At 63.2% G+C, this 23,785-nt stretch carries 29 protein-coding genes and 2 pseudogenes; 18 read left to right on the forward strand and 13 right to left on the reverse strand.

Translation table 11 applies throughout. From position 1 onward, the window contains the following. Nucleotides 1–189: 189 nt before the first annotated feature. The 5 genes and pseudogenes from IEW81_RS11415 to IEW81_RS11435 form a co-directional block, all read right to left on the reverse strand. Nucleotides 190–1,182 (reverse strand): DUF4062 domain-containing protein, encoded by a 993-nt coding sequence (locus tag IEW81_RS11415; RefSeq protein ID WP_097061219.1) that lies wholly within the window; start codon nucleotides 1,180–1,182, stop codon nucleotides 190–192. A gap of 68 nt (nucleotides 1,183–1,250) precedes the next feature. Then, nucleotides 1,251–1,655, reverse strand: a complete 405-nt coding sequence (locus tag IEW81_RS11420; RefSeq protein WP_097061218.1) for an HNH endonuclease signature motif containing protein — start codon at nucleotides 1,653–1,655, stop codon at nucleotides 1,251–1,253. After that, a pseudogene (locus tag IEW81_RS11425) lies at nucleotides 1,561–2,196 on the reverse strand (DUF222 domain-containing protein); the annotation flags it as partial. The gene IEW81_RS11420 and the pseudogene IEW81_RS11425, both read right to left, overlap by 95 nt. An 18-nt stretch (nucleotides 2,197–2,214) precedes the next feature. Continuing rightward, the gene (locus IEW81_RS11430; RefSeq protein WP_097061216.1) at nucleotides 2,215–2,487 is read right to left on the reverse strand and encodes a hypothetical protein; all 273 of its coding nucleotides are present in this window, start codon (nucleotides 2,485–2,487) and stop codon (nucleotides 2,215–2,217) included. Nucleotides 2,488–2,585: 98 nt separating this feature from the next. Further along, nucleotides 2,586–3,008, reverse strand: a complete 423-nt coding sequence (locus IEW81_RS11435; protein ID WP_308421907.1) for a pyridoxamine 5'-phosphate oxidase family protein — start codon at nucleotides 3,006–3,008, stop codon at nucleotides 2,586–2,588. Between the two features lie 204 nt (nucleotides 3,009–3,212). Here IEW81_RS11435 and rpsO point away from each other — a divergent pair, with 204 nt between their 5' ends. Further along, nucleotides 3,213–3,482 (forward strand): 30S ribosomal protein S15, encoded by a 270-nt coding sequence (gene rpsO, locus IEW81_RS11440; RefSeq protein ID WP_097061215.1) that lies wholly within the window; start codon nucleotides 3,213–3,215, stop codon nucleotides 3,480–3,482. 54 nt (nucleotides 3,483–3,536) lie between these two features. Here the strand turns inward: rpsO and IEW81_RS11445 are convergent, their stop codons facing one another. Then, on the reverse strand, nucleotides 3,537–4,118 hold the full coding sequence (locus tag IEW81_RS11445; protein WP_097061214.1) for an HdeD family acid-resistance protein: 582 nt from the start codon (nucleotides 4,116–4,118) through the stop codon (nucleotides 3,537–3,539). 112 nt (nucleotides 4,119–4,230) lie between these two features. Here IEW81_RS11445 and IEW81_RS11450 point away from each other — a divergent pair, with 112 nt between their 5' ends. Together IEW81_RS11450 and IEW81_RS11455 are read left to right on the forward strand one after the other, a co-directional pair. Then, on the forward strand, nucleotides 4,231–4,632 hold the full coding sequence (locus IEW81_RS11450) for a PPOX class F420-dependent oxidoreductase (RefSeq protein ID WP_097061213.1): 402 nt from the start codon (nucleotides 4,231–4,233) through the stop codon (nucleotides 4,630–4,632). Between the two features lie 9 nt (nucleotides 4,633–4,641). Further along, nucleotides 4,642–5,562: an NADP-dependent oxidoreductase gene (locus IEW81_RS11455; protein ID WP_097061212.1), complete on the forward strand. Its 921-nt coding sequence runs from the start codon at nucleotides 4,642–4,644 to the stop codon at nucleotides 5,560–5,562. A gap of 48 nt (nucleotides 5,563–5,610) precedes the next feature. Here the strand turns inward: IEW81_RS11455 and IEW81_RS11460 are convergent, their stop codons facing one another. Then, on the reverse strand, nucleotides 5,611–5,970 hold the full coding sequence (locus IEW81_RS11460) for a hypothetical protein (RefSeq protein WP_097061211.1): 360 nt from the start codon (nucleotides 5,968–5,970) through the stop codon (nucleotides 5,611–5,613). A 129-nt stretch (nucleotides 5,971–6,099) separates the two neighbouring features. Here IEW81_RS11460 and IEW81_RS11465 point away from each other — a divergent pair, with 129 nt between their 5' ends. The 8 genes from IEW81_RS11465 to IEW81_RS11500 all read left to right on the forward strand — a co-directional run bounded on the left by IEW81_RS11465 (nucleotide 6,100) and on the right by IEW81_RS11500 (nucleotide 14,366). Continuing rightward, a complete protein-coding gene (locus IEW81_RS11465; RefSeq protein WP_229671374.1) occupies nucleotides 6,100–6,924 on the forward strand; it encodes a DUF4397 domain-containing protein in 825 nt (274 codons plus the stop codon). A 38-nt stretch (nucleotides 6,925–6,962) separates the two neighbouring features. Further along, entirely contained in the window at nucleotides 6,963–7,598 is a 636-nt protein-coding gene (locus tag IEW81_RS11470; protein ID WP_097061210.1) for a class F sortase, read from the forward strand. Between the two features lie 37 nt (nucleotides 7,599–7,635). After that, nucleotides 7,636–8,202, forward strand: coding sequence for an RNA polymerase sigma factor (locus tag IEW81_RS11475; RefSeq protein WP_097061209.1), 567 nt, complete (start codon nucleotides 7,636–7,638; stop codon nucleotides 8,200–8,202). Continuing rightward, entirely contained in the window at nucleotides 8,183–8,887 is a 705-nt protein-coding gene (locus IEW81_RS11480) for an anti-sigma factor (protein WP_097061208.1), read from the forward strand. Before IEW81_RS11475 ends, IEW81_RS11480 begins: the two co-directional genes overlap by 20 nt. Nucleotides 8,888–8,918: 31 nt before the next feature. Further along, nucleotides 8,919–9,320 carry a hypothetical protein gene (locus tag IEW81_RS11485; protein ID WP_097061207.1) on the forward strand — a complete coding sequence of 134 codons (402 nt, stop codon included), beginning with the start codon at nucleotides 8,919–8,921 and terminating at the stop codon, nucleotides 9,318–9,320. A 412-nt stretch (nucleotides 9,321–9,732) separates the two neighbouring features. Next, nucleotides 9,733–10,440, forward strand: coding sequence for a hypothetical protein (locus tag IEW81_RS11490; RefSeq protein ID WP_143544702.1), 708 nt, complete (start codon nucleotides 9,733–9,735; stop codon nucleotides 10,438–10,440). A gap of 317 nt (nucleotides 10,441–10,757) precedes the next feature. Beyond that, nucleotides 10,758–13,067: a polyribonucleotide nucleotidyltransferase gene (locus IEW81_RS11495; protein ID WP_097061205.1), complete on the forward strand. Its 2,310-nt coding sequence runs from the start codon at nucleotides 10,758–10,760 to the stop codon at nucleotides 13,065–13,067. A 327-nt stretch (nucleotides 13,068–13,394) separates the two neighbouring features. Continuing rightward, nucleotides 13,395–14,366: an aldo/keto reductase gene (locus tag IEW81_RS11500; RefSeq protein WP_229671375.1), complete on the forward strand. Its 972-nt coding sequence runs from the start codon at nucleotides 13,395–13,397 to the stop codon at nucleotides 14,364–14,366. A gap of 33 nt (nucleotides 14,367–14,399) precedes the next feature. Here the strand turns inward: IEW81_RS11500 and IEW81_RS11505 are convergent, their stop codons facing one another. Further along, a complete protein-coding gene (locus tag IEW81_RS11505; RefSeq protein WP_229671376.1) occupies nucleotides 14,400–15,011 on the reverse strand; it encodes a TetR/AcrR family transcriptional regulator in 612 nt (203 codons plus the stop codon). Nucleotides 15,012–15,259: 248 nt separating this feature from the next. On the opposite strand from IEW81_RS11505, the gene IEW81_RS11510 reads away from it, so the two are divergent. Both IEW81_RS11510 and IEW81_RS11515 read left to right on the forward strand, forming a co-directional pair. Next, complete coding sequence (locus IEW81_RS11510) at nucleotides 15,260–16,621, forward strand: M16 family metallopeptidase (RefSeq protein ID WP_097061472.1); 1,362 nt, start codon at nucleotides 15,260–15,262, stop codon at nucleotides 16,619–16,621. Nucleotides 16,622–16,638: 17 nt separating this feature from the next. Continuing rightward, on the forward strand, nucleotides 16,639–17,241 hold the full coding sequence (locus IEW81_RS11515; protein ID WP_097061203.1) for a histidine phosphatase family protein: 603 nt from the start codon (nucleotides 16,639–16,641) through the stop codon (nucleotides 17,239–17,241). Here the strand turns inward: IEW81_RS11515 and IEW81_RS11520 are convergent. Next, a complete protein-coding gene (locus IEW81_RS11520) occupies nucleotides 17,238–17,699 on the reverse strand; it encodes a GNAT family N-acetyltransferase (protein WP_097061202.1) in 462 nt (153 codons plus the stop codon). The two genes, IEW81_RS11515 and IEW81_RS11520, sit on opposite strands and share 4 nt — an antisense overlap. Nucleotides 17,700–17,762: 63 nt before the next feature. On the opposite strand from IEW81_RS11520, the pseudogene dapB reads away from it, so the two are divergent. After that, nucleotides 17,763–18,570: pseudogene (dapB, locus tag IEW81_RS11525) on the forward strand (4-hydroxy-tetrahydrodipicolinate reductase); the annotation flags it as partial. Then, nucleotides 18,527–18,973, forward strand: coding sequence for a hypothetical protein (locus IEW81_RS11530; RefSeq protein ID WP_097061200.1), 447 nt, complete (start codon nucleotides 18,527–18,529; stop codon nucleotides 18,971–18,973). The pseudogene dapB and the gene IEW81_RS11530, both read left to right, overlap by 44 nt. Nucleotides 18,974–19,002: 29 nt before the next feature. Here the strand turns inward: IEW81_RS11530 and IEW81_RS11535 are convergent, their stop codons facing one another. From IEW81_RS11535 to IEW81_RS11550, 4 genes are read right to left on the reverse strand one after another with little or no spacing between them, the layout of a single operon-like run. After that, the gene (locus IEW81_RS11535) at nucleotides 19,003–19,893 is read right to left on the reverse strand and encodes a TIGR01777 family oxidoreductase (protein ID WP_097061199.1); all 891 of its coding nucleotides are present in this window, start codon (nucleotides 19,891–19,893) and stop codon (nucleotides 19,003–19,005) included. An 11-nt stretch (nucleotides 19,894–19,904) separates the two neighbouring features. Next, entirely contained in the window at nucleotides 19,905–20,330 is a 426-nt protein-coding gene (locus tag IEW81_RS11540; protein WP_097061198.1) for an OsmC family peroxiredoxin, read from the reverse strand. A gap of 38 nt (nucleotides 20,331–20,368) precedes the next feature. Beyond that, nucleotides 20,369–20,884: a DUF4395 domain-containing protein gene (locus IEW81_RS11545; protein ID WP_097061197.1), complete on the reverse strand. Its 516-nt coding sequence runs from the start codon at nucleotides 20,882–20,884 to the stop codon at nucleotides 20,369–20,371. Continuing rightward, nucleotides 20,881–21,309 (reverse strand): TlpA family protein disulfide reductase, encoded by a 429-nt coding sequence (locus tag IEW81_RS11550; RefSeq protein WP_097061196.1) that lies wholly within the window; start codon nucleotides 21,307–21,309, stop codon nucleotides 20,881–20,883. The genes IEW81_RS11545 and IEW81_RS11550 overlap by 4 nt, the downstream gene beginning before the upstream one ends. A 108-nt stretch (nucleotides 21,310–21,417) precedes the next feature. On the opposite strand from IEW81_RS11550, the gene IEW81_RS11555 reads away from it, so the two are divergent. Genes IEW81_RS11555 through dapA form a run of 3 tightly spaced genes read left to right on the forward strand, consistent with a single transcriptional unit; the run spans nucleotide 21,418 to nucleotide 23,738 of the window. Beyond that, on the forward strand, nucleotides 21,418–22,227 hold the full coding sequence (locus tag IEW81_RS11555; RefSeq protein WP_097061195.1) for a thymidylate synthase: 810 nt from the start codon (nucleotides 21,418–21,420) through the stop codon (nucleotides 22,225–22,227). Beyond that, nucleotides 22,224–22,754, forward strand: a complete 531-nt coding sequence (locus IEW81_RS11560) for a dihydrofolate reductase (protein WP_097061194.1) — start codon at nucleotides 22,224–22,226, stop codon at nucleotides 22,752–22,754. Before IEW81_RS11555 ends, IEW81_RS11560 begins: the two co-directional genes overlap by 4 nt. A 9-nt stretch (nucleotides 22,755–22,763) precedes the next feature. Then, on the forward strand, nucleotides 22,764–23,738 hold the full coding sequence (gene dapA, locus IEW81_RS11565; protein ID WP_097061193.1) for a 4-hydroxy-tetrahydrodipicolinate synthase: 975 nt from the start codon (nucleotides 22,764–22,766) through the stop codon (nucleotides 23,736–23,738). Nucleotides 23,739–23,785: the final 47 nt, after the last annotated feature.

A 23,785-nucleotide genomic window follows, 5' to 3' on the forward strand; every position in this document is an offset into this window, starting at 1 on the left:
CGGCGGCAGCTCCGCAGCCTTCCGCATGGCACAGAGGATGCCGCTGTTGTCGCCATCCCGGCGGGCAGCGTCCACGATGGTCTGTCGCGGGATGATGCGCCTTCGGCGCCTAATTCGTTGCCTTCAATCGCCTTACCGGGCTCCCGAGTTACGTTGCTCATTCGAGTGAAGAGGCGGCTTCGCCGCTGCTCAAGTTGCATATATCGAAGTGGTCGATTTCTCATACTCGAGAACATCGTCCAACTTGAGCCCAGACAATTCGAGAATCTCCCCAAGTTCGTCTCGAAGCTGTTCGTACGTGCTTGTCATTTGGCGGCGCCTAGCGTTGGTGACTGCTCCTGAACTTGAGATTATGTACTGCGTCTCAGTGTCCTCAGGGCCCCCGTATTCTCCGATTACTTTGCCCTGTGCCATTGCGCACTCTTCAACTGTGGGCCACCGCAACACCTGGCCCGGGGTTGGGCTCCCGCCGAAGTACTGAAAATCTCCTATAACCGAGTTGCCGATCATGGCTTGAAGCAGATTCACGTATACCCGGTCCATCTGCGTTCCAACAGATCGGAGGATCTGAGAGGCGATTAGCTCCACACGCGTGTTCACGCTCGTGAGCACCGCTAGTGTGTCGACCACCTGGGCCTCGCGTGAGTTGCTGGAGAGGTGATCGTGCATCATTCCCGCCCACTGCGCTCGCAAATAGTTCTCTATGTCCGAGATCGTCCGAAATGGCACGAGCGCATTGTTCTCAGTCTGAGTGCGAACAGAATCGATGAACTCGAAAATTTTCACGCTATCGGCATTGGGAAACTTCATTTTGGCTAACGCTTCAGGCGAACCTAGGTTCGCCTGATAAACGGCATAGTCACTCAACGTCGATTGCTCAACCAAGGCAAAGACTGGCACCTTGTCCTTCACCGCCCGCTGGTATTCGGCATTAGTCACCGATTCGCTGGACCCTGGCAGTGCCATGCCGTAACGTCCACCAATCAGCAGAATAAGTATGTTCGCATTTGATACTTCCTGGAGGCAGGATTCCGCGGCCGTTGTCTTCGGGTTGTAGTAAACCGCGCCAGCCTCACTCAAAACTGAAATGTACCCAAACTGTTCAATGAATCGCTTGAGCGACTCCCGGGCGTAGCGAAGATCGTAGAAAGTTGAGCTAACGAAAACCGTGGGAGCTGCCATGAGGTAATCCTCCCATTCACCAGACCAGTCGACGGAGCACACACGCAATGCGCGATTCTGCACAGGTCCTATTGGCGACTCGTCCCGTTGTCGATGTTGGTCTTACCGCGGTCGGCGAACTCTTTCACGTGGTGGGCGTGGCACCAATTCGGTGGTGCGTGACAGCCGTTCCAGATGCATCCGCCGTCTACTGCGGCAAGCGCGAGCCGTTGCTGACGGCTGAACAATCGTTGGGTGCGGCCCAGCTTGAGCACTTCACCGTGTGACCCGAGCGTGAGGATTTTTATGCCGCCGTCACAGGCCTGCTCTCGGATGCTGGCGGTCGAGACCGGCTCTTCGACATCATCGAGCCAGCCGACCCCCGAACCGCTGTCGAGATCACTCAACCTGATCGCCGCCACCACGGCGGTGAGGCTTCGCATGATGCCGGGTTGCCCTTCCGACGATCGCACGCCGGCTGAGAGCAGCCCCATGATGACGTCGAACTGTTTCTGCTCGAGGGTGCGCGGGTCGCGCGCCGCGCCGGTCAGTCAGTGTTTCGGCATCGGCGGGCGCATCCTGCACGTCGAGGAAGCGTGGCGCGACGTTCGGACCGGCTCGTTCGGCGAGAGCCGCTTTCAGGAGGGCCGCGTTGGCGGGGTCGGCGTAGCCACCGAATCGGGTCAGTCCATGCTCATCTCGGCCGATCCAGAACGCGCGGCGCGTGTGCAGCACGTCGGCACGCGGCTCGGCCCCGTCGGGATCGAGCAGTTCGCGCCACACTCGCGCCTGCACGGCGAGCAGGTCTGCCGGAAGCGTGAGCCCCGCCTCGACGAGGGCCGATTCGGCGACCTGGAGGCGCTCGGGTAGGGCGTGGCGTTGCGCCGCCTGCGCGAGCATGTGGATGATGGCACTCGCGGCATCCACTCCGAGGTGGCCGGAGACGATCGCGCCAGCCACCACCGGGAACTCGGCGGGCATGATTTGCCCGTCGAGGCACACTCGGGCGCGGATGGCGCGACCGAGCTTCACCCGCCGACTGGCCTCGCGCTGCTACACGAGCGTCAGCTTCTCCAGGAGTTGGATGCCTCGAGTCTCACCCAGTCGTTGCGCGAGGCCCGACTGTCCGAGTTCGTGGCGCGAGCGCTCGTCTACTTCGGCAGCGGCCAGTGCCTGCAGTGCGTCGGTCAGTCGACCCATCCCTTCGACTTCGCGGGTGAGATCGAGCAGCTCCATGTCTCCGGAGCCGACCATACCGTCGCGCGCGACATCGGCGAGCATCGAGCCCACCCTGTCGAGAACCTGCGCTGCTTCGGTCAGGGCCATACTCTCGCAGCAGCCACCGACATTGCATTTATCCGAGTCAGAAGGTGAATAGTGCTGTGGATAAACCCGAAGTGTTGGCGTTGTTGAGAAGTAGAGCCCTAGACGTCGTATCTGTCCGGCTCTGGCCCCACCCGGAACGAGCGCCCACTCAGGGAGGTGGGATTCACGCGAACGTACGTATATTTGAGCGTCGGAATCCACGGCGTCAGGGGAAGCGTATCTGCCCGGTCGATCTCGGCCTGGTGGTCGAGTCGCGCGGCCGATCCTTTCACGACGACACTCCACGCTGTCGTATCGTCGTAGCCGTCGATCTCAAACGCAACTCTGGCATTCACGGTCAACTCCACGAGTTTGGTGCCGGCGGCAGTCCTGAACAGCAGGCTCCCATCGTCCACGATGTAGTTCACCGGAAAGATGTCGAGCTCACCTGCGGCAGCCACCGCGAGCCGCCCCATCGGTGTCTTGTCCAGCAGCACCCACATCTCGGGTTCGTTCAATGCGATGACCTGCGCCTCGTCCACGATTCTCCTTCCGGGCCAGCCCCGTTGCCGGCACCTCCAGTAGACCCGCCCTGATGCGGATGGTGACAGGGCCGAAAGGCCCAAAATCAACACCCAACCCATGCCTCTGCTAACGTAAGGGGTTGCCGTCTAACGGCCGCGGATCAAGAGAGCTCCCTCACTTCGAGGTGGGCGCCGCGCAACGAGGAGAAAGGGGATCACCTTATGGCTTTAGAAGCCAGTGTCAAGAAGGCGATCATCGACGAGTACGCTACCCACCCAGGTGACACGGGTTCCCCCGAGGTCCAGGTTGCGATGATGACTCGTCGCATCAAGGATCTGACGGAGCACCTCAAGGAGCACAAGCACGACCACCACTCACGTCGTGGTCTGCTGCTGCTCGTTGGCCAGCGTCGTCGCCTGTTGGGCTATCTCCAGGACATTGACATCACGCGTTACCGCGTGCTGATCGAGCGTCTCGGACTGCGTCGCTAATCGCGTCGAACTTGACGAACGGGCCGTCACCTACGGGTGGCGGCCCGTTTTACGTTAAGCGGCCGTCTTCGACTTGCTGGGAAGTGTCAGCAGGGTGGTGGCGCTGACGACGATGAGCAGTATGCCGCCAATCGAGACGAGCGCGAGCACGCCGGCTGCGGGCAGCACGAACATCGCCACTCCGGCCGCGATCGACACGATGCCACTCACCCAGCCAAACCACCGTGGATGAATCGTTCCACGCACCCCTCCGGCGAGGTCGACGATTCCTTCGAGGATCCAGCCGGCGCCGATGACGATCGCGAGCACCACGAGGGACTGGAACGGGTTGGAGAGGCAGATGATGCCGGCGACCATGATGAGCAGCCCGAGAAGACCGGACAACCATCTCATCGAGGTGCCGAGTCCGTCGGCCACGAACGCAGCGGTGATGCGGAACAGGCCAGACGCGATCAGGTAGATGCCGAACACAATGGCGACCGTCAGCAATGACGCGCCAGGGAAGAGAATCGCAACGATCCCGAGCACGAGCCCGATGACCGCCACCGCCACGAGTTGCCCGCGGTGCACCCTGAGCATTCCGGGGAGCATGGAGCCTGGTGCGGCTGTGTCTGTCGCTGTGTCTGGGTTGGTCATGGCTGTCTTCCCGGTTGTGGCGCGAATCTGCGTGCGTCCTCATCTTTGCAGCTACCGCATTCGTCCCGTGGGGGCTTGCTTTACCGCCGCCGTGACTCGTTAGTGTCGGGTCATGACCTCATCCGCAAAACTCCTCGCTCTCGGCAGCGAGCGCTTCGTCTCGCTGACGACATTTCGCAGATCCGGCGTCGGCGTCTCCACGCCCGTGTGGATCGCTCGCGACGGCGACTCCCTTGTCGTGACCACCCCGGCCAGCAGCGGCAAGGTCAAGCGGCTTCGCAACAGTTCACGGGTGCAGCTCCAGCCCTGCAACCGTATGGGGAAGGTGGCTGTGGGCTTCAGCCCGATCGAGGCTAGCGCTCAAATTCAGGATGACTCCGCTGTGGTCGAGCGTCTCGGCGACGTGTTCCTCGCGAAGTTCAGGCTCGAGTACCGCATCTTGATGTTCATCGAACGCCGGGCGAAGGATGGCCAGAAGCAACGGGTGATGTTGAAGATCACCGACGACGCGTAGTTTAGATATATGAGTCGTCGCGTCGAGTACAGCCAGTTCGGTGGGCCTGAAGTTCTCCACATCGTCGAGGTGCCGCCGCCTCACCCTGCGCAGGGTGAGGTGCGCGTCAAGGTGCTCGCTGCCGGGATTAATCCTTTCGATGCGAAGGTATTCCAGGGTTTGCCCACGTCGTCGAAGCAGGATGTGACGTTTCCGGTAGGCAACGGCGCCGACTTCGCGGGAGTCATCGACGAGGCCGGCGATGGAGTCACGGGTTTCGACGTGGGCGATTACGTCATGGGCGGGCTCGCGTTCTCTTCGCAGGCAGATTTCGTGATCATCGCTGCCGACAAACTCATCGCCACCCCCGATGGCCTGACGGTCGAGCAGGCCGGATCCCTCAACACCGTGGGTCGCACCGCATGGGCGAGTGTGCGGTCGCTCGAACTGGGCGAGCATGACGTGGTGCTCGTCAGTGCGGCCGCGGGCGGGGTCGGTGCCATCGCGGTCCAACTCGCGAAGCGTGCTGGCGCAACCGTTATCGGCTCGGCATCGGCGTCGAACCACGACTACCTGCGGTCCCTGGGCGTGATTCCGGTGGAGTACGGCGACGGCATGACCGATGCGGTTCGTGCGGTTGCCCCGGCGGGGATCACGGCAGCCCTGGACAATTTCGGTCACGGTTTCGTCGAGGTCGCCATGGCGCTCGGTGCCCCGGCGGCCCGTATCAACACCGTCGCCGACTACGAGGCACCTGAGAAATACGGAGTCGGCGCGGTGGGTGCGGCGGCGACCACCCTCGCTGACCTGCAAGAAATCGCCGAACTGGCGGCGGGCGGCGTCATCGAGGTGGAGATCGATTCAGTTTTCCCGCTCGAGCGGGCGAGCGAGGCATACACGCGGCTGCTCAAGGGCCACCTTCGCGGCAAGATAGTGCTGGTCACGCAGTAGCCACGCGTCTAGGTACTGGCGCAGGTGCCTAGGCAGTAGCGCAGGCGCCTAGGCAGTAGCGACAGAGACTGCGAGCACGACGCCCCCCACCAGGGCTACGACGCCGATGACGGATGCGATCGCGGACCACACCAGGCCGAGTCGAAGGTTTCGCCTGAATGAGAATGTGGCCGTGATGGCGGTCAGCGCCAGGAAAACGAAGCCGATGATGGCGCTCAGGGTGAAGAACACGATGGCGATTGCACGCCCGGAACCGGGTTGCGTCGCCCCGATGCTGACGGCCCACAGAATGATCACCCAGCTTCCGGCGATCACAGACAGCACGAAGGACGCTATTCCCAGGCCTACGCCACGACGGATGCGGATGGGGGAGCGTTCGGCCGCGGTGACGATGATCGTTTCACTCATGTGGCCAGCTTAAACGTGGTGCCTGTGGCGGCACCCCGAAACTTTCTTGAATTCGTGCATCCAAACGGGTCCCCTCGGGAGAACTACTAAGTGTCAGGCGAATTACGTCAGACGACGAGAGGATAAAAAGTGCGAAACAAAATTGTTGCGGGCGCCGCGATCGGCGTTTTCGCTGCCGTGGGCGTGGCGATGCCCGCCCAGGCAATCTCAGCCACTACCGCCGACCTTTACGTGCTCCACGCTGTTCCTGACCTTCCCGTCGACGTCTACGTCAACGGCGCGCTGACGCTCGACGACTTCCAACCCGGTGACCTTGCCGGGCCGCTCGACCTGCCCGCCGGTGTTTACACTGTCGCGATCACCGCCGCGGACGCTGCCGACGACTCCGCCCCCGCCATCGGGCCGATCGACCTCACCCTCGCGGCGGGCACGAGCTACACGGCCGTGGCTCACCTGGCAGAGGACGGCACACCCACGGCGACCCTGTTTACCAACGACCTGACCACGATTCCAGCGGGTGAGGGCAAACTGACGGTGCGTCACACGGCAGCTGCTCCCGCTGTCGACGTGCTGGCCAACGGCGCTGCAGCGTTCACCAACCTGACCAACCCGAACGAGGTGAAGGCCAACCTTCCCGTCGGGACCATCTCCGCTGCGGTCGCCCTCACAGGCACGACCGAGCCCGTCATCGGCCCGGCTGATGTTGCGATCGCAGAGGGTGTGAACACCATCGTCTACGCGTGGGGCAGCGCGGAGGACGGCAACCTCGACCTCGCGATCCAGACGATTGGTGGCCTTCACTCGGCCCCCCGTGGAGTCGACGCCGGTTCAGCCGGGTTCGCAGCAGACCCTGACCCGGGCATGATCGCCTGGTCGATCGCCGGTCTCGCCGTATTGCTCGCCGCCGCCGGATTCTCGGTTGCGCGCGCACGCGCTGGTCGCCGATCCAACTGATCACCTCTGGATCACAGCTGAAGGCGAGGGGGAGCATCATGAAGGTCCGAGTCATCGCGGCCACCGTCATGGTGCTCCTCCTGGCCGGTTGCTCCAGTGCTCCGGCCAGGCTCGCGCCGTCTCCGGCCGCGACTCCGACGGCAACTTCGGCAGCAACTCCGAAGCCGGCCCCGACGGCAGTGATCGATGTTCCTGTGCAGAGTTCGGAGTTGACTGCGCCGGTTGCCACCGTTCCTCCGGTCCGCATCCGGGTGCCGTCGGTGCAGATCGATATACCTGTCGGTCCGGTCGGCGTGGGAGACGATGGGCTCATGGAGATCCCGTTCGATATTCGCACAGCCGGGTGGTACCAGTACGGTCCTGCGCCCGAGAGTGCAACCGGTTCGACGGTGATCACCGCTCATGTGGATTCGTTCGAGCAGGGTCTTGGCCCCTTCGCCTACCTCAAGGAGTTGTCTGCGGGCGCTGAGGTCATCGTGACCGCGGCTGATGGCGCCGACTATCGCTACATCGTCGAATCGGTGCAGAATGTGGAGAAAAAGCAGCTTCCGCTGGACCAGGTGTTCGACCGGGATGGTGCTCCGCGTCTCGTTCTGATTACCTGTGGCGGGCAATTCGATGAGAACGTGCTCAACTACTCCGATAACATCGTCGTCATCGCAAACCCGGCCTGATTGTGACGACGGCCTGATCGTGACACCTGGAGGGGTGATGGCAGCCCTCGACGCCGAGGATGAAGCCGTGCTGGCCAGCGCGTTCGTGGCCGGCGACGAGAAGGCGCTCTTCACGGTCTACACGCGGTGGTCACCGCTTGTCTACACGCTGGCACTTCGTTCTCTCGGGGATGTGGGAGATGCGGAGGATGTCACTCAGAAGACGTTCGTCGCGGCCTGGACCTCCCGCACAGGTTTTGATCCGTCTCGGTCCCGATTGCCGTCATGGCTCGTGGGGATCACGAAAAATAAAATCGCCGACACCCACAATGCCCGTGCCCGTATCCGGCGACTCCAGCAGGAGCTCGCCGCCACATCTTTCGCTGGCGTGCAGATGACCGGAGAAATCGATTTGGCAGATACGCTGCTGGTCGCTGACGAAATTGCTCGACTGGATCCGGATGCCCAGCAGGTGATGAGGCTCGCCTTTTTCGACGACCTCACACACCTCCAAATCGCCGACCGCCTCGAACTACCTCTAGGAACTGTCAAAAGTCATATCCGACGCAGCCTGCAGAAGATGCGAACCCGATTGGAGGCGACGTATGCGACACCTGGATCCTGACACGCTTGCGCTGCTGGCCCTCGGCGAGCACGTCGATTCGCCTGACGACCGCGCTCACATCGATAGTTGTGACGACTGCCGAGGCGAGCTCGTCAACCTGCAGCACACTGCGCTGGTCGCGCGATCGACCCTGGATTCCGGTGAGCTCGTCGACCCTCCAGAGCGGGTGTGGTCGCGCATCAGTGAGGAGCTCTCCCTCGGCTCGGGCGTGCCATCGAATCCTGCTCGGGTAATGGCCCTGGCACATCGACGCAGTCGACGCCTGACCCCGCTGCTGGCCGCCGCAGCCGCGGTTGTGTTGGTTCTCGGGGGAGTGGGTGCCGCGTGGATTGCGTTGCAGCCCCTGCCGGTCACCGTATTGGCCAGCGCACAGCTCGACGCATTTCCGGGTTGGCCTGGCTCGAGTGGCGAAGCCATCGTGGAGCGGCAGCCCGGGGGTGCCAGGGTGATCGAATTGTCGCTGGATACCCCCGATACTCCCGATGGATACCACGAGGTATGGCTGATCACCTCAGACGCGAGCGAGCTCGTGAGTCTCGGTGTGGTGCGTGGATCGGCCGGGACTGTCACGGTGCCGGACGGGCTCGACCTGTCGAAATACGACCTCGTCGACGTCTCGGCTGAACCATTCGACGGTGACCCTAATCATTCCGGCGACTCCATCATGCGCGGCCAGCTCGCCTGAGTAGGCCACTACGACGCGATACGATCCGGTTATGCCAGCTTTCGACCGCAACGACCTCGGTAAGGGTTCGCTGAATCAGTTTCGCGGCGTGCTCGTGCCCGTCAACTCGCGCATCCGCATCCGGCTTGCTGGCAGTAACCAGTTCCAGCAGGAGCTCAAAGACATCGTCGAGACCGGTGAGGCGCCCCTCACGACGGCGACTGCGCGTCGTACTCAGCAACAGGAGGGCGCAGATACCGAGATCGAGGTGCGCCTGTTTACTGGTTCACGCGTCAGCGGTCCCGTGGGGCTCGTGCCGCGGGGGCTCGAATCCGTCGTGGATGAGGCCCTGTCGAGGCTCGACATCAGCGGTCAGAACCAGCGCATCCCGGTCGAGGTCGTGCGCAAACGTGGTTTGTTCAGGGTTGAACTGCTCATCGGGCAGACGCGCTGATCCCGACATGCACCGGCTTCGGGCCGCGGTGGCGCGATAAGACCGCGCGGTGACCCGGTGCTCTGGCACGGGTAAGCGTCATCTGGGTTCCATGCCACTCGCCGATCACGATGGTTACCCGCTCGTGTCTGAGACCCGGTGGCCAGTCGTGTTGCACGACCGGCCACCTGGATCGACCGGCCCCCGCCGGTCTCTCTCGAAAGGCGGACCCGATTATGCCGCCGCGAGAATTCCCCAGTCGTGCCAGGCACCGTAGCCTGCCACTGTGTTCCTCTGTACTAGGACTTCGCCACGGACCTCTTTGCGGTTTGTGCCCCCTTCGGGGGGCAGGAGGGCAGGGGGCATGAGGGCAGGAAGTAGGGCGGTAGCGACGGTGACGTGCTGGGCGGCCACTCGAGTGCGACACTGAGGTATGCGTGAAAGCATCCGCGGCGTTGCAGTAGTGGTGGCATCCGGAGCGCTCGCTGCCGTTTTATTGGCAGGATGCACGACCGCCGTTGCCGTTCCACCCGACGCCACAGATGCCGAGGTCGACGCGTATGTCGCGAGCCAGCTCGAACCGTATTGGCAGAACATCCTGGCCAGCAGCGCCCGTGCCGACGGAAGTGCCGACGGGATTGCCGATGAGCTTGACGTCGCCACAGTGGCGTTCACCACCCCGGACACCTGGTCGACGGTGCAGACCAGCTGCCTCCAGGCGGCAGGTCTACAAGCGAGGGAGATCAGCGGCGGCTTCACCATCGATGACCCTGGCAATCTCGACGCGACGGCGGTCTCGCTGGCGCAGTGGACCTGCCTTCGCCAATACCCCGTCGACCCGCGTATCGTCGGATTCCTGAGTGATGCGCAGGTGATGTTCATGTACGACGACTTCACGGCGCGGCTGCGCCCCTGCGTCGCGGCGCTGGGGTTCGATGTGTCACCGCCGCCTGCTCGCGGCCAGTACCTTCGCCTGGTGAGGGAGGGGTCATCGTGGAGCCCGTACTCGAGGGCCGATGGCGAACTCGTAGCCCAATCACCGCAACAGTGGGCGTTCCTGAACGGGAAATGTCCGCCCCTGCCAGACGACCCGTTCGGGTCATACCGGCCAGATGAATCCCGAACTGGCGTCGCACACTAGACGCCTATGGCCCCCGACACGCCGCTACTGGTACCATGGAGGCTGTTATGTGCGGAACTCCGTAGCATGGCAACCGGAGCAGGCTGGCAAGAAGCTGGTCAACGGTGGTGAATTACTGGATGAGATTCGAGTCTCGAATCTGCCAGTGACTTTCTACTGCTGGCCAGAGCAGCGCCCACCCTTGGGTGCATTGCCAAAGCGTCTTTCAGACATGTCACGGCGCCCCTTTCTGCCCGCTCCCGCTCTTGCGTTCCAATAAACGCCGATGAGTCGCCGGTCACACGGGCCCGCGACATTAAACAAAGGAGAAGCCCCCCTTGGAGGGTCCAGAAATCACTTCAGCCGAAGCCGTTCTCGATAACGGTAAATTCGGCACACGCACTGTTCGATTCGAAACCGGGCGACTCGCCCAGCAGGCACAGGGTGCCGTCGCTGCGTACCTCGACGAAGACACCATGATCCTGTCAGCCACGAGCGCAGGAAAGCACCCGCGCGAAGGGTTCGACTTCTTCCCGCTCACGGTCGACGTTGAAGAACGTTCATACGCCGCTGGCAAGATCCCCGGCAGCTTCTTCCGTCGCGAGGGTCGCCCATCGACGGAAGCCATCCTGGTCTGCCGTCTGATCGACCGCCCACTGCGACCGACCTTCGTCGAAGGCCTGCGCAATGAGGTCCAGATCGTCATCACCGTGTTGTCGATTGCTCCGGACGAGTTCTACGACGCGCTGGCCATCAACGCAGCGTCGCTGAGCACGCAGATCTCCGGCCTTCCGTTCTACGGACCAGTCGGTGGCATTCGTCTAGCCCTCATCTCGGCTCCCGGTGGGGACAACCAGTGGGTCGCATTCCCGAAGCACAGCCAGCTCGCTGACGCCGTCTTCGACCTGACTGTTGCCGGCCGCCTCGTCACCGACGAGAACGGCAACGAAGACATCGCCATCATGATGGTGGAAGCCGAAGCGACCGAAGGTAGCTGGGAGCTCATCAAGGCTGGTGCAACGAAGCCGGATGAGGCCGTCGTCGCCCAGGGCCTCGAGGCATCCAAGCCGTTCCTCACGCAGCTCATCAAGGCGCAGCAGCAGCTCGCATCGACCGCGGCCAAGCCCATCAAGGACTTCCCGCTGTTCCCGCCGTACCAGCAATCCACCTACGATTCCGTTGCCGGTCTCGCCTGGGAAGACCTCAAGGGCGTTTACCAGATCGCAGACAAGATCGAGCGCCAGAACGCTGACGACCAGCTGAAGGATCGCGTCAAGGGTCACATCGCGTCCGAGGTTGACGCCGAGAGGCTGCCGGCATCCGCCAACGCCGAGGTGTCAGCGGCGTACAAGAGTGTCTCGAAGAAGGTCATGCGTAACCGCGTGCTCACCGAGGGCATCCGCATCGATGGCCGTGGACTGACCGACATTCGTGCGCTCGACGCCGAGGTGCAGGTCATCCCGCGCGTTCACGGTTCGGCGATCTTCCAGCGCGGTGAGACCCAGATCCTGGGTGTCACCACGCTGAACATGCTCAAGATGGAGCAGCAGATCGACTCGCTGAACCCCGTCACGAAGAAGCGTTACCTCCACCACTACAACTTCCCGCCCTACTCGACCGGTGAGACCGGTCGTGTCGGTTCGCCGAAGCGTCGCGAGATCGGGCACGGCTTCCTCGCCGAGCGCGCACTCGTTCCCGTGCTTCCGTCGCGTGAAGACTTCCCCTATGCAATCCGCCAGGTGTCCGAGGCTCTCGGTTCCAACGGATCCACCTCGATGGGTTCTGTCTGCGCATCGACCCTGTCGCTGCTGAACGCTGGTGTGCCGCTGCGCGCACCCGTCGCCGGTATCGCCATGGGCCTCATCTCCGACGACGTCGATGGTCAGGTCCGCTATGCGGCACTGACCGACATCCTCGGTGCTGAAGACGCGCTCGGCGACATGGACTTCAAGGTTGCAGGTACCTCGGAGTTCGTTACCGCGATCCAGCTCGACACGAAGCTCGCTGGCCTGCCGTCCTCTGTTCTGGATGGCGCGCTCAAGCAGGCGAAGGAGGCTCGCACCGCGATCCTCGCCGTCATCAACGCTGCGATCGATGCACCGGACGAGATGGCGCCCACCGCGCCTCGCGTCATCAGCGTCCAGATCCCGGTTGACAAGATCGGTGAGCTGATCGGCCCGAAGGGCAAGACGATCAACCAGATCCAGGATGACACCGGAGCGGACATCTCGATCGAAGACAACGGAACCGTCTACATCGGTGCCGTGGACGGTCCGTCGGCCGAGGCCGCTCGTGCCGCGGTCAACGCGATCGCGAACCCACTGAACCCCGAGGTCGGCGAGAGGTTCCTCGGAACCGTCGTCAAGCTCGCGACGTTTGGTGCGTTCGTTTCGCTCACGCCCGGCAAGGATGGCCTGCTGCACATCAGCGAGGTTCGCAAGCTCGCCGGTGGCAAGCGTGTCGAGAACGTCGAAGATGTCCTCGCCGTCGGCCAGAAGATCCAGGTCGAGATCACGAAGATCGATGACCGCGGAAAGCTTTCGCTTGCTCCCGTCGACGATGCTGGCGATTCTGTAGTCGCAGAGCCCGCTGACACCGACAGCTCAGCTGCCTCGTCAGCGGGTCCGGAAGCTCCCGCCGAGGGATAGCAGCGGAATAGATCTGCGCGGGGCCTCTCGCCAGGCGCTCGCGTAAGACACTAGGGCCCATCCCTTCGGGGGTGGGCCCTTTTGCAACCCGAATTCGCCACGGACGAATAACGATTTAGCTCGCGATATTTCGCGCACCCTCGGCCGGGAATACAGTGAGAAGGACGTTCGGGAGGACGAGTGGCCCGGCTCGGGATAAGACAGTTCAGCCAAACGAAAGCAGATGTCGCGCGGAGCGATACTCCTGCAGGCGAGTCGAGTGAGAGCGCCGCGGCGAATCCGGGCATGGCTGTGGCTGGCACCGCATCCACTGCATCCTCCGAAACCGTGTCCATCGACACCGCGCCCACCGGCAGCATCGACACCACCAGGGGCGCGGCTCGATTCCGTACCATCGGAGCATCCGACCTTCGGGTGTATCCGATCGCGATGAGCGGTAACGTCTTCGGCTGGACGGGCGACGACGCGACGACGAACAGGATTCTCGATGCGTATGCCGCCCACGGCGGTAACTTCATCGACACCGCAGACTCGTACGCCGCGGGTCGAAGCGAGACGATGATCGGCAACTGGATGAAGTCGCGGCGTAACCGCTCCAGCATGATCGTGGCCACGAAGGTAGGCAAGAACGCTGAGAACCCGGGGCTGAGGGCTCGAGTGTTGACGAGAGCGGTCAATGCGTCTCTCGACAGGCTCGGCGTGCAGCACATCGATCTCCTATACCTGCACATCGACGATACAGAGGTCGACTTCGAAGAAACCCTTCTCGCCGTCGACGAGCTGATCCGCGCGGGGAAGGTGAGATTCTTTGGGGGATCCGACCACACCGGAAACCGGTTGATCGAAGCGAGAATTGCCTCGGCTATGGTCGGCGTAGCGCCGATGGTCGCGCTGCAAAACCACTACAACCTCATGCACCGCAGCGAGTACGAAGGCGACCTGGCCCTGGTTGCGGCACAACAGAGGCTTGGCGTGATGCCGAGATTCGCACTGGCCAGCGGATTCCTTACGGGCAAGTACCGCCAGAAATCAGACTTGTCGACGAACCGGCGTGGGGCAGAGGTGGCAAGATATCTCAGCCGCCGTGGTCTCAGGATCCTGTCGACCCTCGATTCGGTGGCCAAAGCACACGACTCGAGCGTCGCATCGGTGGCTTTAGCATGGCTGCTGGTCAAGCCGAACGTCGTCGCGCCTGTGGTCTCAGCCTCACGTCCAGAGCAGGTCGATGATTTCGCGGCGGCGACGAGGCTGCAGCTGTCGCGGCAGCAGGTGAGTGAACTGGACAGGATGTCGAGCTAGAGCCAGAGCGATCGCGCTCTGCGGCGTGCTTGCCTATGCGCTCTTTGACTCTGCAAGCACACGGTTCGCAATGCGGTGGAGGGCAGCGGATGCCGCGATCGAGTCACCGGCGTATCCGCCGGCGAACGCGCCATCCTTTGTCAGCAACAGTTCGTCGGCTGCGTCTCCCGGCACTGGATGACCCATCCCACGCAGCAGCTCGGCAAGGGTGTCGATGTGCCACTCGCGATGAGCGGTCACAATCTTCCGCACAGGATGGTCTGCCTGGGGGAACTCTGCGGCTGCGTTGATGAACGGGCAGCCGCGGAATCCTGGACTGTCGATCTCGGCGATGACCGACGCGATGAAGTCGCGCAGGGCACGTTCGGGGCTCGGTGCAGCAGCGATGAGGGCCTCCATCGCAGCACGCTCATGTGCGTGGCGATGGGTGATGTACTCAACGATCAGGTTGTCTTTGGCCCGGTAGTGCTTGTAGAAGGTGGCCTTCGTCACCGACGAAGCACTGATGATGCGGTCGACACCGACATTCCGGATGCCGTCCTCGTAGAAGAGCACGTTGACCGTCTCCAGGATGCGGTTTTTCGCCGGAGCGCGCTGTGCAGGTCGAACCAGATCAACAATGTTGATGGCGTCTAAAACCGTCACAGCGCGACTCCTTAGTGAAATGACCTTTCGGCCATGTCATCGTCGCTACGGGCATAGCGACGATAATGCACGACCGCTGTCGGGGTAGCGGTCGTGCGCAGGCTTCGGGTGCCTGCGATATACCGTAGCAGAATGAGGACAGACAGACCAGTCTGTTTGTCCGCTTTTTATGGCCCCAATTGACGGGCCAACACGCAAAGCTGAGGTCAAGACAGATGTAGGGCCCCATGACGTAGGCTCGGACGGTGATTAACGGTGCTGTGTCTCTTCCGCTCGACCTTGCTCAACTTTCTTTCACCGCATCAGGCGAGGCACTCGTGCGTCGCACTGTGCTTCCCAGCGGCGTGCGGATCCTGAGCGAATCGGTACCGGGCTCACGCAGTTCCACCATCGGATACTGGGTGGCCGTCGGGTCACGAGACGAGCTGCCGGAGACCTACGGTTCGACCCACTTCCTGGAACACCTGCTGTTCAAGGGAACTCCCACTCGCACCGCGCTCGATATCGCCGTCGCGTTCGATTCGGTCGGTGGCGAGCACAATGCGATGACGGCGAAGGAATACACCTGCTACTACGCCAAGGTGCAGGATCGCGACCTCGATATGGCCATCGACGTGCTGGCCGACATGTTCACATCGTCGGTGATCGACTCGCAGGAATTCGAGACCGAACGCGGCGTCATCCTCGAAGAGCTCGCCATGGCAGACGACGATCCGTCGGACGTCGCGAGCGAGCGGTTCTTCGAGGCCGTACTGGGCGATCATCCCCTCGGACGGCCGATTGGCGGCAGTCCCGCGACGATCGGCGCCGTTTCGCGCGAGGCCGTGTGGAAGCATTACCGCGCAAACTACCGTGCGCAGGATTTGGTGATCACCGTTGCGGGCGCCGTCGATCACGACCAACTCGTCTCACGGGTCGTGACTGCCCTCGAACGAGCGGACTGGGATCTCTCTGCGGAGGCCGCGCCGGTTCCACGGCGCACCTCCGCTCACGAGTTGATCGAGCGCGGTAGCCCGCTCGTGGTGGTCAAGCGACCGATCGAACAGGCCAACATCCTCCTCGGCGTCGCCGGGTTGGCTGCCGCCGACGAACGTCGCGCGACCCTCTCGGTGATGAACGCGATCTTTGGCGGCGGGATGTCGAGTCGGCTTTTCCAGGAGATCCGGGAGAAGCGCGGACTGGCATATTCGGTCTACTCCTTCGCCCCGAGCTACTCGGACGCCGGGCTCTACGGCATTTATGCCGGATGCTCGCCCGCGAAGGCTCCCCAGGTCGCCGAGCTGATGGTCACGGAGTTCGAGCGCCTCGCTGAGGATGGGGTCACCAGCGACGAGATGGGCCGCGCTATCGGCCAGTTGAGCGGGGCATCCGCTCTGGCCCTCGAAGATTCAGATACCCGGATGTCGCGACTGGGCCGCAGCGAGCTCACGCTCGGTGAATTCGTCGACCTGGACGAGTCGCTCAGGCGGCTGTCCCTGGTGACCGCTGGCGCCGTGCAGCAGCTCGCGGCAGAGCTGGCGGCGCGGCCCATGTCGGTTGCCGCGGTCGGCACGCTGGATGACGAGGCCCTATCGGGAGTTCGCGCCTTACAGTTCACCGCCAGCACGTAGGAAACCAGGTATCACTCATGGCCCATTACATCTACCTCGTTCGCCACGGCGAGCAGCAGGATGCCGAGCACGGATTGCCGGACGGTCCGCTTTCCGGCAAAGGCACTCGCCAGGCTCGAGCGATCGCCGAGCGACTCGGCGGTGTGCCCTTCACCCGCGCGTGGCACTCGCCTCTGCAACGCGCGGAGGAGACCGCGAAGATCATGACGGAGAGGATGCCGGCCCTCGAGTCCCAGCCGAGCGCACTGCTCATGGATTGCATCCCTTCCGGACCCACCAACGACATGCCGCACTCGTTCGAGTCGTTCTTCCGGTCCGTCACACCGGCAGAGATCGAGGCAGGCGAGGCCCAGATGTCAGACGCGGTTTCCGAGTTCCTGGCCCCGGCCCGCGACGACCAGCACGACCTGCTGATCACTCACAATTTCGTCATTGCCTGGTTCGTGCGTGAGGTCTTCGGTGCCCCAACCTGGCGCTGGCTCGGCATCAACCAGGCCAATTGCGGGCTGACGATCATCCGGGTCCGAAGTGCGAAGCCGCCGGTTCTCGTCACGCACAACGATCTCGGTCACCTTCCGGTGGAACTCCGCACCGGCATGCCCGACCTGCAGTCCTTCTAGGTCGACAACGACTTCGAGTACCAGTTTGTGGCATTGGGATTGTCGTTGTACGGCTCGATATCGGCGAACCCACTCGATCGGTAGAGGCCACCGGCGGCCGCGAGGCTCGAATTCGTGTCGAGCACAAGTTCGGTTGCGCCCAGCCCGATGGCCCGTCGTTCGAGCTCGACCAGCAGTGCCCGCCCGCGACCCTGGCCCTGGGCCAGCGGCTGAAGCCAGAGGTGCTTGACCTCGAATCGCCCCTGGCCCAGCGAGCGGATGCCCCCGCAACCGACCGGCGTGCCATCCCGTTCCACGACCAGGAACGCGCCGTGAGGTGGTGTGAAGTCGTCCGGCGCAGGGAAGGTGGTCACGTAGCCATCGGCCTGTGGGAAGCTGAGCACCCGGTACGCGAAGTATTCGGCGAGCAGGTTGTGTGCGGTGGCATCCGAAACCGCTGTGTCGACGAAGGTGTGCATGGTTTCGAGCGTAGAACCTTCCGTCGTCGATCGCCCTCTGGGCCAGCTTGGTAGATTGTGACGATGACAACCACAGTCGCCGTCGTCGGCGCCACGGGCAAAATGGGCAGGCTCGCCACTCGCATCATCGAAGAGTCCGACGAATTCGAACTGGTAGCGACGATTGGGCGATCGGGTGACCTGAGCGAGATGCTCGGCGCGGATATCGTCATGGATGTGACGATCCCGGCCGTCTCACAGGGGGTCGTCGACTATGCCGTCGCCCATGGGATCAACGTGCTCGTGGGCACGTCCGGTTGGTCGAGCGAGCGTATCGCCGTGCTGGAGCGCACGGTCGCAGCAACGCCGGACCGTGGAGTGATCATCGTCCCGAATTTCTCCATCGGTTCGGTGCTGGCCACTTCTTTTGCGGCCATGGCCTCACGTTTCTTCGACTCGATAGAGATCATCGAGGCCCACCATGCCTCCAAGATCGATTCGCCCTCGGGTACGGCCGTACGAACGGCCGAACTGATGGGAGCGGCTCGGGGGGAACTCGGGCCGGTTGTCGCCCCGCACGTAGACCAGCGTGCACGCGGCCAGCAGGTGTCGAGCATCCCGATCCACAGCCTGAGAATGCAGGGGATCGTCGCAAAGCAGGAGGTGATCTTCGGTGGCAACGGCGAGGTGCTCACCATCAGCCACGACACCCTCGCCCCGAGCGCGTATGAGGCGGGGATACTGCTCGGCCTGCGTGCGGCTCGCGCAGCCCGGGGGGTTGTCGTCGGTCTCGATAAGCTCATCGACCTCGGGCTCGACTCCGGACGCGCCGCGCGCAGCACGAGCGTATGAAGGCCCGCATCGCGACCATCGTGATGGCGGCGCTGCTGGTGCTCTACCTGGTCTTCGTCACCAACTACGCGATCCTGCTGATCACCTCTGTCCAGCCACTCGCGAAGGTGATGGGGTTCGCGTTGATCGTGCTCCCGTTTATCGGGGGATGGGTGTTGGTGGCTGACCTCCTGTTCGTGGTCAGGGGTGAGCGGCTCCTGGCGAAGCTCCGCAGTGAGGGCGGGCTGCCCGTTGACAACCTCCCGCGGCTGCCGAGTGGTCGGGCCGATCCGATTGCGGCAGACGCCGAATTTCCGGTTTACCAGGCCGAAGTCGAGGCAGCTCCCGAATCCTGGCGGGCGTGGCTACGGCTCGGGCTGGCCTATGACGCCAGTGGCGACCGCCGCAGGGCACGCTGGGCGACCAGGCGAGCTATCTCACTCCACCGATCCGCCGACGCCTGAGCCCAGCCCAGCCCAGCCCAGCCTGAGCCTCAGCTGAGCGAATCAACCAGCTCACGCAGCGCAACCTGAACCGTCTCGTGGCGGAACTCGAAACCATCATCGAGCAGCCTCTGCGGAACGACCTTCTCACTGTTCAGGAGCAGGTCGTTACCCGCATCGCCCAGCACGTCGAGGGCGAATTTCGGCACTGCCAACTTGTGCCAGCGGTGCATCGCGTCGGCGAGGCCGTCCGTAATCTCCCGTGATGTCGCCGGGGTCGGTCCGGCGAGGTTGACAACGCCATCGAGATCAGAGGTGAGCAGGTGCCGAATTGCGGCCGCCTCATCGTGCAGCGAGATCCAGGGCCAATTCTGTTCCCCGTTGCCGAAGGTAGTCGCCAGGCCCAGCCTGGTGAGGGGGATGAGCGGGGTGAACGCGCCGCCGTTGCCGACGACCACACCGGTGCGCAACATCACCACCCTGGTCGGCTTGGGGGTGAGCCTGGCCGCCTGCTCCCACGCCTCGACGACGTCACTCAGAAACCCCGCTCCCTTCGGCGATGATTCGGTAAGCGCTACACCCGGCTGGTCACCGAAATATCCGACGGCAGAGCCATTGAGAAAGATGGAGGGCGGGGTGGGTGAGCGCTCGATGGCCTCGGCGATGGTCTGCGTGCCGTTGACGCGCGAGTAAAGGATCTGGCGTTTATAGCTCGCCGTCCAGGGGATCCGGCCCGTTGTCGCCCCGGCGAGGTTGATGACGGCATCGGCCGAGTCGATGGCTCGTGGATCTACTGTCAGCTCCGAGGGCATCCAGAGGTACTCTGTGCTCGATTCAGGAGCCGACCTTACGAGTCTGGTGATGGTGTGACCATCGACCTCGAGCTGTCGTACGAGTTCGGTCCCGATGAATCCGGATGCTCCGGCAATGAGTATTCGCATGTCGGCGCCGCTCAGGCGAGGCTTGCTTCGAGGGTGATGGGGATGCCACTCAGGGCTCGTGACACTGGGCAGTTCTGTTTCACGTCTTCCGCCAGCTTCTGGAAGTCGGCATCGCTGATCCCCGCAACTTTCGCGCTGACCAGGAGGTGGCTGCCCGTGATTCCCTGGGTCGGGTCGAATGTGACAGCCGCGGTGACCTGAAGGCTCTCAGCAGGCGTGCCGTTGCTCGCGAGGCCGTTGGTGAACGCCATCGAGAAGCACGCGGAGTGGGCCGCACCGAGCAGTTCTTCTGGATTGGTTTTACCTGACGCGCCAGCCGAACGGGCTGCCCAGCTGACGGGGAATTCGGCAACGTCGGATGAGTCGAGGGATGTCGTCCCCGTGCCGCTCATGAGGTCGCCAAACCACAGGGTGGTTGCTTCGCTTGTTACGGGCATTGCTGAACCTTTCGTCACATCCAGACTATGCGCGCAGGTCAGGCGGCGGCACCCCTTGCGTTCCTGACCCTGAGAATCAGCACGTAGAACTGGCATCCGAGGCAGAACGCGAAGACGGAGTTCAGGAAGGCGGCGATGAAAGCCGCACTCGCTGCGATGACGAGGGCGAACGGCACTCCTGCCAGGTGCAGGATGATGCCGGCCAGGGTAATCACGAATCCGACGCCCTGCGCGAAGGTGGGCGCGGCGGCGTCTTCGAGTTCTCGAGGCGGGTCGAGCCGGGGCCTCACCAGGACACGGAAGAGAGCGCCGTAGGGGTGGCGTTGAACTCCCGCACCGGCTCCCCAGGCGAATAGGGCACTGATCGCGACGAACAGGATGAAGCCAGGGGTGGCAGCACGCTGCCCCAGGGTGCCCACTGACGGGGCGGCGAGGGACAGCGCGATCACGACCAGCAGAAGCACTGCAGTGATCCCGGCGCCGAATCGCGGGCTTCGCGGGTCGATCGACGTCGAACCTGTCCGGGATCGGAGCGTCGCGGGGCTCGTCGTCATGCTGTCACCAGGATGCCGTCGATCTCAGCTACGACAGCTTCGCGCTTCAGCGCGCCACCGATGCGTGCCCGAACCACCCCGTCCCGGTCCAGGATGAACGTGGTCGGGGTCTGCGCGATATGGAACTGCGACGCGAGCTCCGGTCGCTGGCTGAGGTCGATCTCGACGTGGTCAACTCCGTTCCGTTGACCGGCGATGGAACTGAGCACGACATGGGTCGCCCTGCAGGCAGCGCAGAGCGGGCTGGAGAATTGCAGGAGGGTGACGCCGGACGCCAAGAGATCTGCGCCGAGCACCTGTGCCGAGACGACAGTCTCGCTTGTGGAGTGACGGACCCGTCCCTGGGCCCTGCGCCATACGAGACCTGCAGCTGTGGCGACGGTGACGAGACCGATAAGGATCGCTGCGATCAGGAGAGGATTCATAATGTCAACGCTAAGCCTGCGCTATGTGCTGATCCTGAGTGTTGCCGACTGTTACGCGGTGGCAGCCGGTGCGGTGCACTGCCGGTGCGGCGCAGTACCATCGAGGCGATGAACTCAACGATCGCTACCCCGTACGAAGACCTGCTGCGTGACACCCTCGCCACTGGCGTGCATAAAGGGGATCGCACCGGCACAGGCACCCGAAGCGTGTTCGGCCGCCAGCTTCGCTACAACCTCGCTGACGGGTTCCCACTCATCACCACCAAGCGCGTGCACTTCAAGTCGATCGCCTACGAGCTGTTGTGGTTCCTGCGTGGCGAGAGCAATGTGGGTTGGCTGCGCGAAAACGGGGTGACGATCTGGGACGAGTGGGCGGATGCTGCGGGCGAACTGGGCCCGGTCTATGGCGTGCAGTGGCGCTCCTGGCCCACCCCCAGCGGCGAGCAGATCGATCAGATCTCCGACGTGATCGAGGCGATCCGGTCGAATCCGGATTCCCGCAGGCTCATCGTTTCGGCGTGGAATCCGGCCGACATCCCCGACATGGCCCTGGCGCCCTGTCACGCGCTGTTCCAGTTCTACGTCGCTGACGGCAAGCTGTCGTGCCAGTTGTACCAGCGCAGCGCCGACCTCTTTCTGGGCGTACCGTTCAACATCGCGAGCTACGCGCTGCTCACCCATCTCGTGGCAGCGCAGGTGGGGCTCGAGGTCGGCGATTTCGTGTGGACCGGCGGGGATTGTCACATCTACGACAATCATGTCGACCAGGTGACAGAGCAGCTCAGCCGTGATCCTTTCCCGCTGCCGACGCTGGAGATCACGACCCAGCGCGACAGCATCTTCGACTACGAATTCGGTGATGTCGCCATCGACAACTATCAGCACCACCCGGCGATTCGCGGCGCTGTAGCGGTATGACCGGATCGAACGTGCCGGAACTGGCCATGATCTGGGCGCAGGCGCGCGGCGGAATCATCGGCAGTAACGGCTCCATGCCCTGGCATGTGCCGGAGGATCTCGCGCACTTCAAGGCACTCACCGACGGCAGCCCGGTGCTTATGGGCCGCAAGACCTGGGATTCGCTTCCTCCACGGTTCCGCCCGCTCGAGGGTCGACGCAACATCGTGATCACTCGTGATCATGAATGGCGGGCCGACGGCGCTGAGGTAGTCCACTCGGCACAGGGTGCTGTCGACCTGGCGACGGTGGGAGATCCCCGCACGGTCTGGATCACCGGTGGCGCGACGCTCTACTCCCAGCTGCTGGGGTCAGCCGATCGGCTGGAAGTGACGGAGATCGACGCAGATATCCCGGGCGATACAGTCGCGCCAACCCTCTCCCCGGAGTGGACGGTAGTCGCCGCCGATCCGGTCGATGGCTGGCACCTGTCACGCAAAGGGCTCGACTACCGTTTCCTGACCTACCGACGAACCGACACCCGATAGCCTGTACATGTGGCTATAGACAACCCGTTCGGACAGGTGCTCGTCGCTCTCATCACGCCGTTCACGGCGGAGGGGGAGGTCGACTGGCCCAACGTCGAGCAGCACATCGACGACGTGATCAGGGCCGGTGTTGACGGCATCGTCATCTCGGGAACGACGGGTGAGACATCCACCCTCACCGACGCCGAGAAGCTGAGACTCGTCGAGGTGGCGAAGAGTGTCGCAGCCGGGCGCGCGAAGATCGTCATGGGTGGCGGTTCCAACGAGACGGCCCACGCGATCGAGCTGCACAAGTCGAGCGCGAAGGCCGGGGCTGACGCCGTCATGATCGTGACCCCGTACTACAACAAGCCCACCCAGGCCGGTGTGCTCACTCACTTCAGGATGATCGCCGACGCCACAGACCTGCCGGTCATCCTCTACGACATTCCCGGCCGCTCGGGCATCCCGATCAGGTACGAAACGATCATCCGTGCAGCGAAGCACCCCAACATCCGGGCCGTCAAAGATGCGAAGGGCGACTTCAGCGAGGTCAGCCGTGTGCTCAACAACACAGACCTGCTGTACTTCTCCGGCGACGACGCGAACGTGCTGCCTCATCTGGCGATTGGTGCAACCGGCCTGATCGGTGTCACTGCCAACATCGCCGCGACTCCGTACCGCCAGATCGTGGATGCCGTCAACGCCGGCGATCTCGCGACAGCCACGGCCGCACACAAGCTGCTCGAGCCTCTCGTGCGTGCGGTGATGACTCACGTTCCCGGCACGGTTGCGGCCAAGTACATCCTGCACGGCCTCGGGCGCATTTCAAGCCCTCGCGTGCGACTGCCACTGGTCGGCCCGGAAGACGGTGAGGCCGCCATCATCGAGGACGACCTCAACCTCGTTCGCGACATCCCCGGGCTCGATTTCAACAACTTCCGGCCCGATCGCAATGCTGCAGCCGGTGGGGCGTTACCCAGGGTCGCCGGGGCCACGCGCTAACCCCAGCGCCGAAGAATTACCCAAGGGGCTAGAGGCCCCACCACTCT

Origin of the sequence: Salinibacterium xinjiangense (assembly GCF_014645015.1) — a bacterium.
GTDB classification, from domain to species: Bacteria; Actinomycetota; Actinomycetes; order Actinomycetales; family Microbacteriaceae; genus Rhodoglobus; species Rhodoglobus xinjiangensis.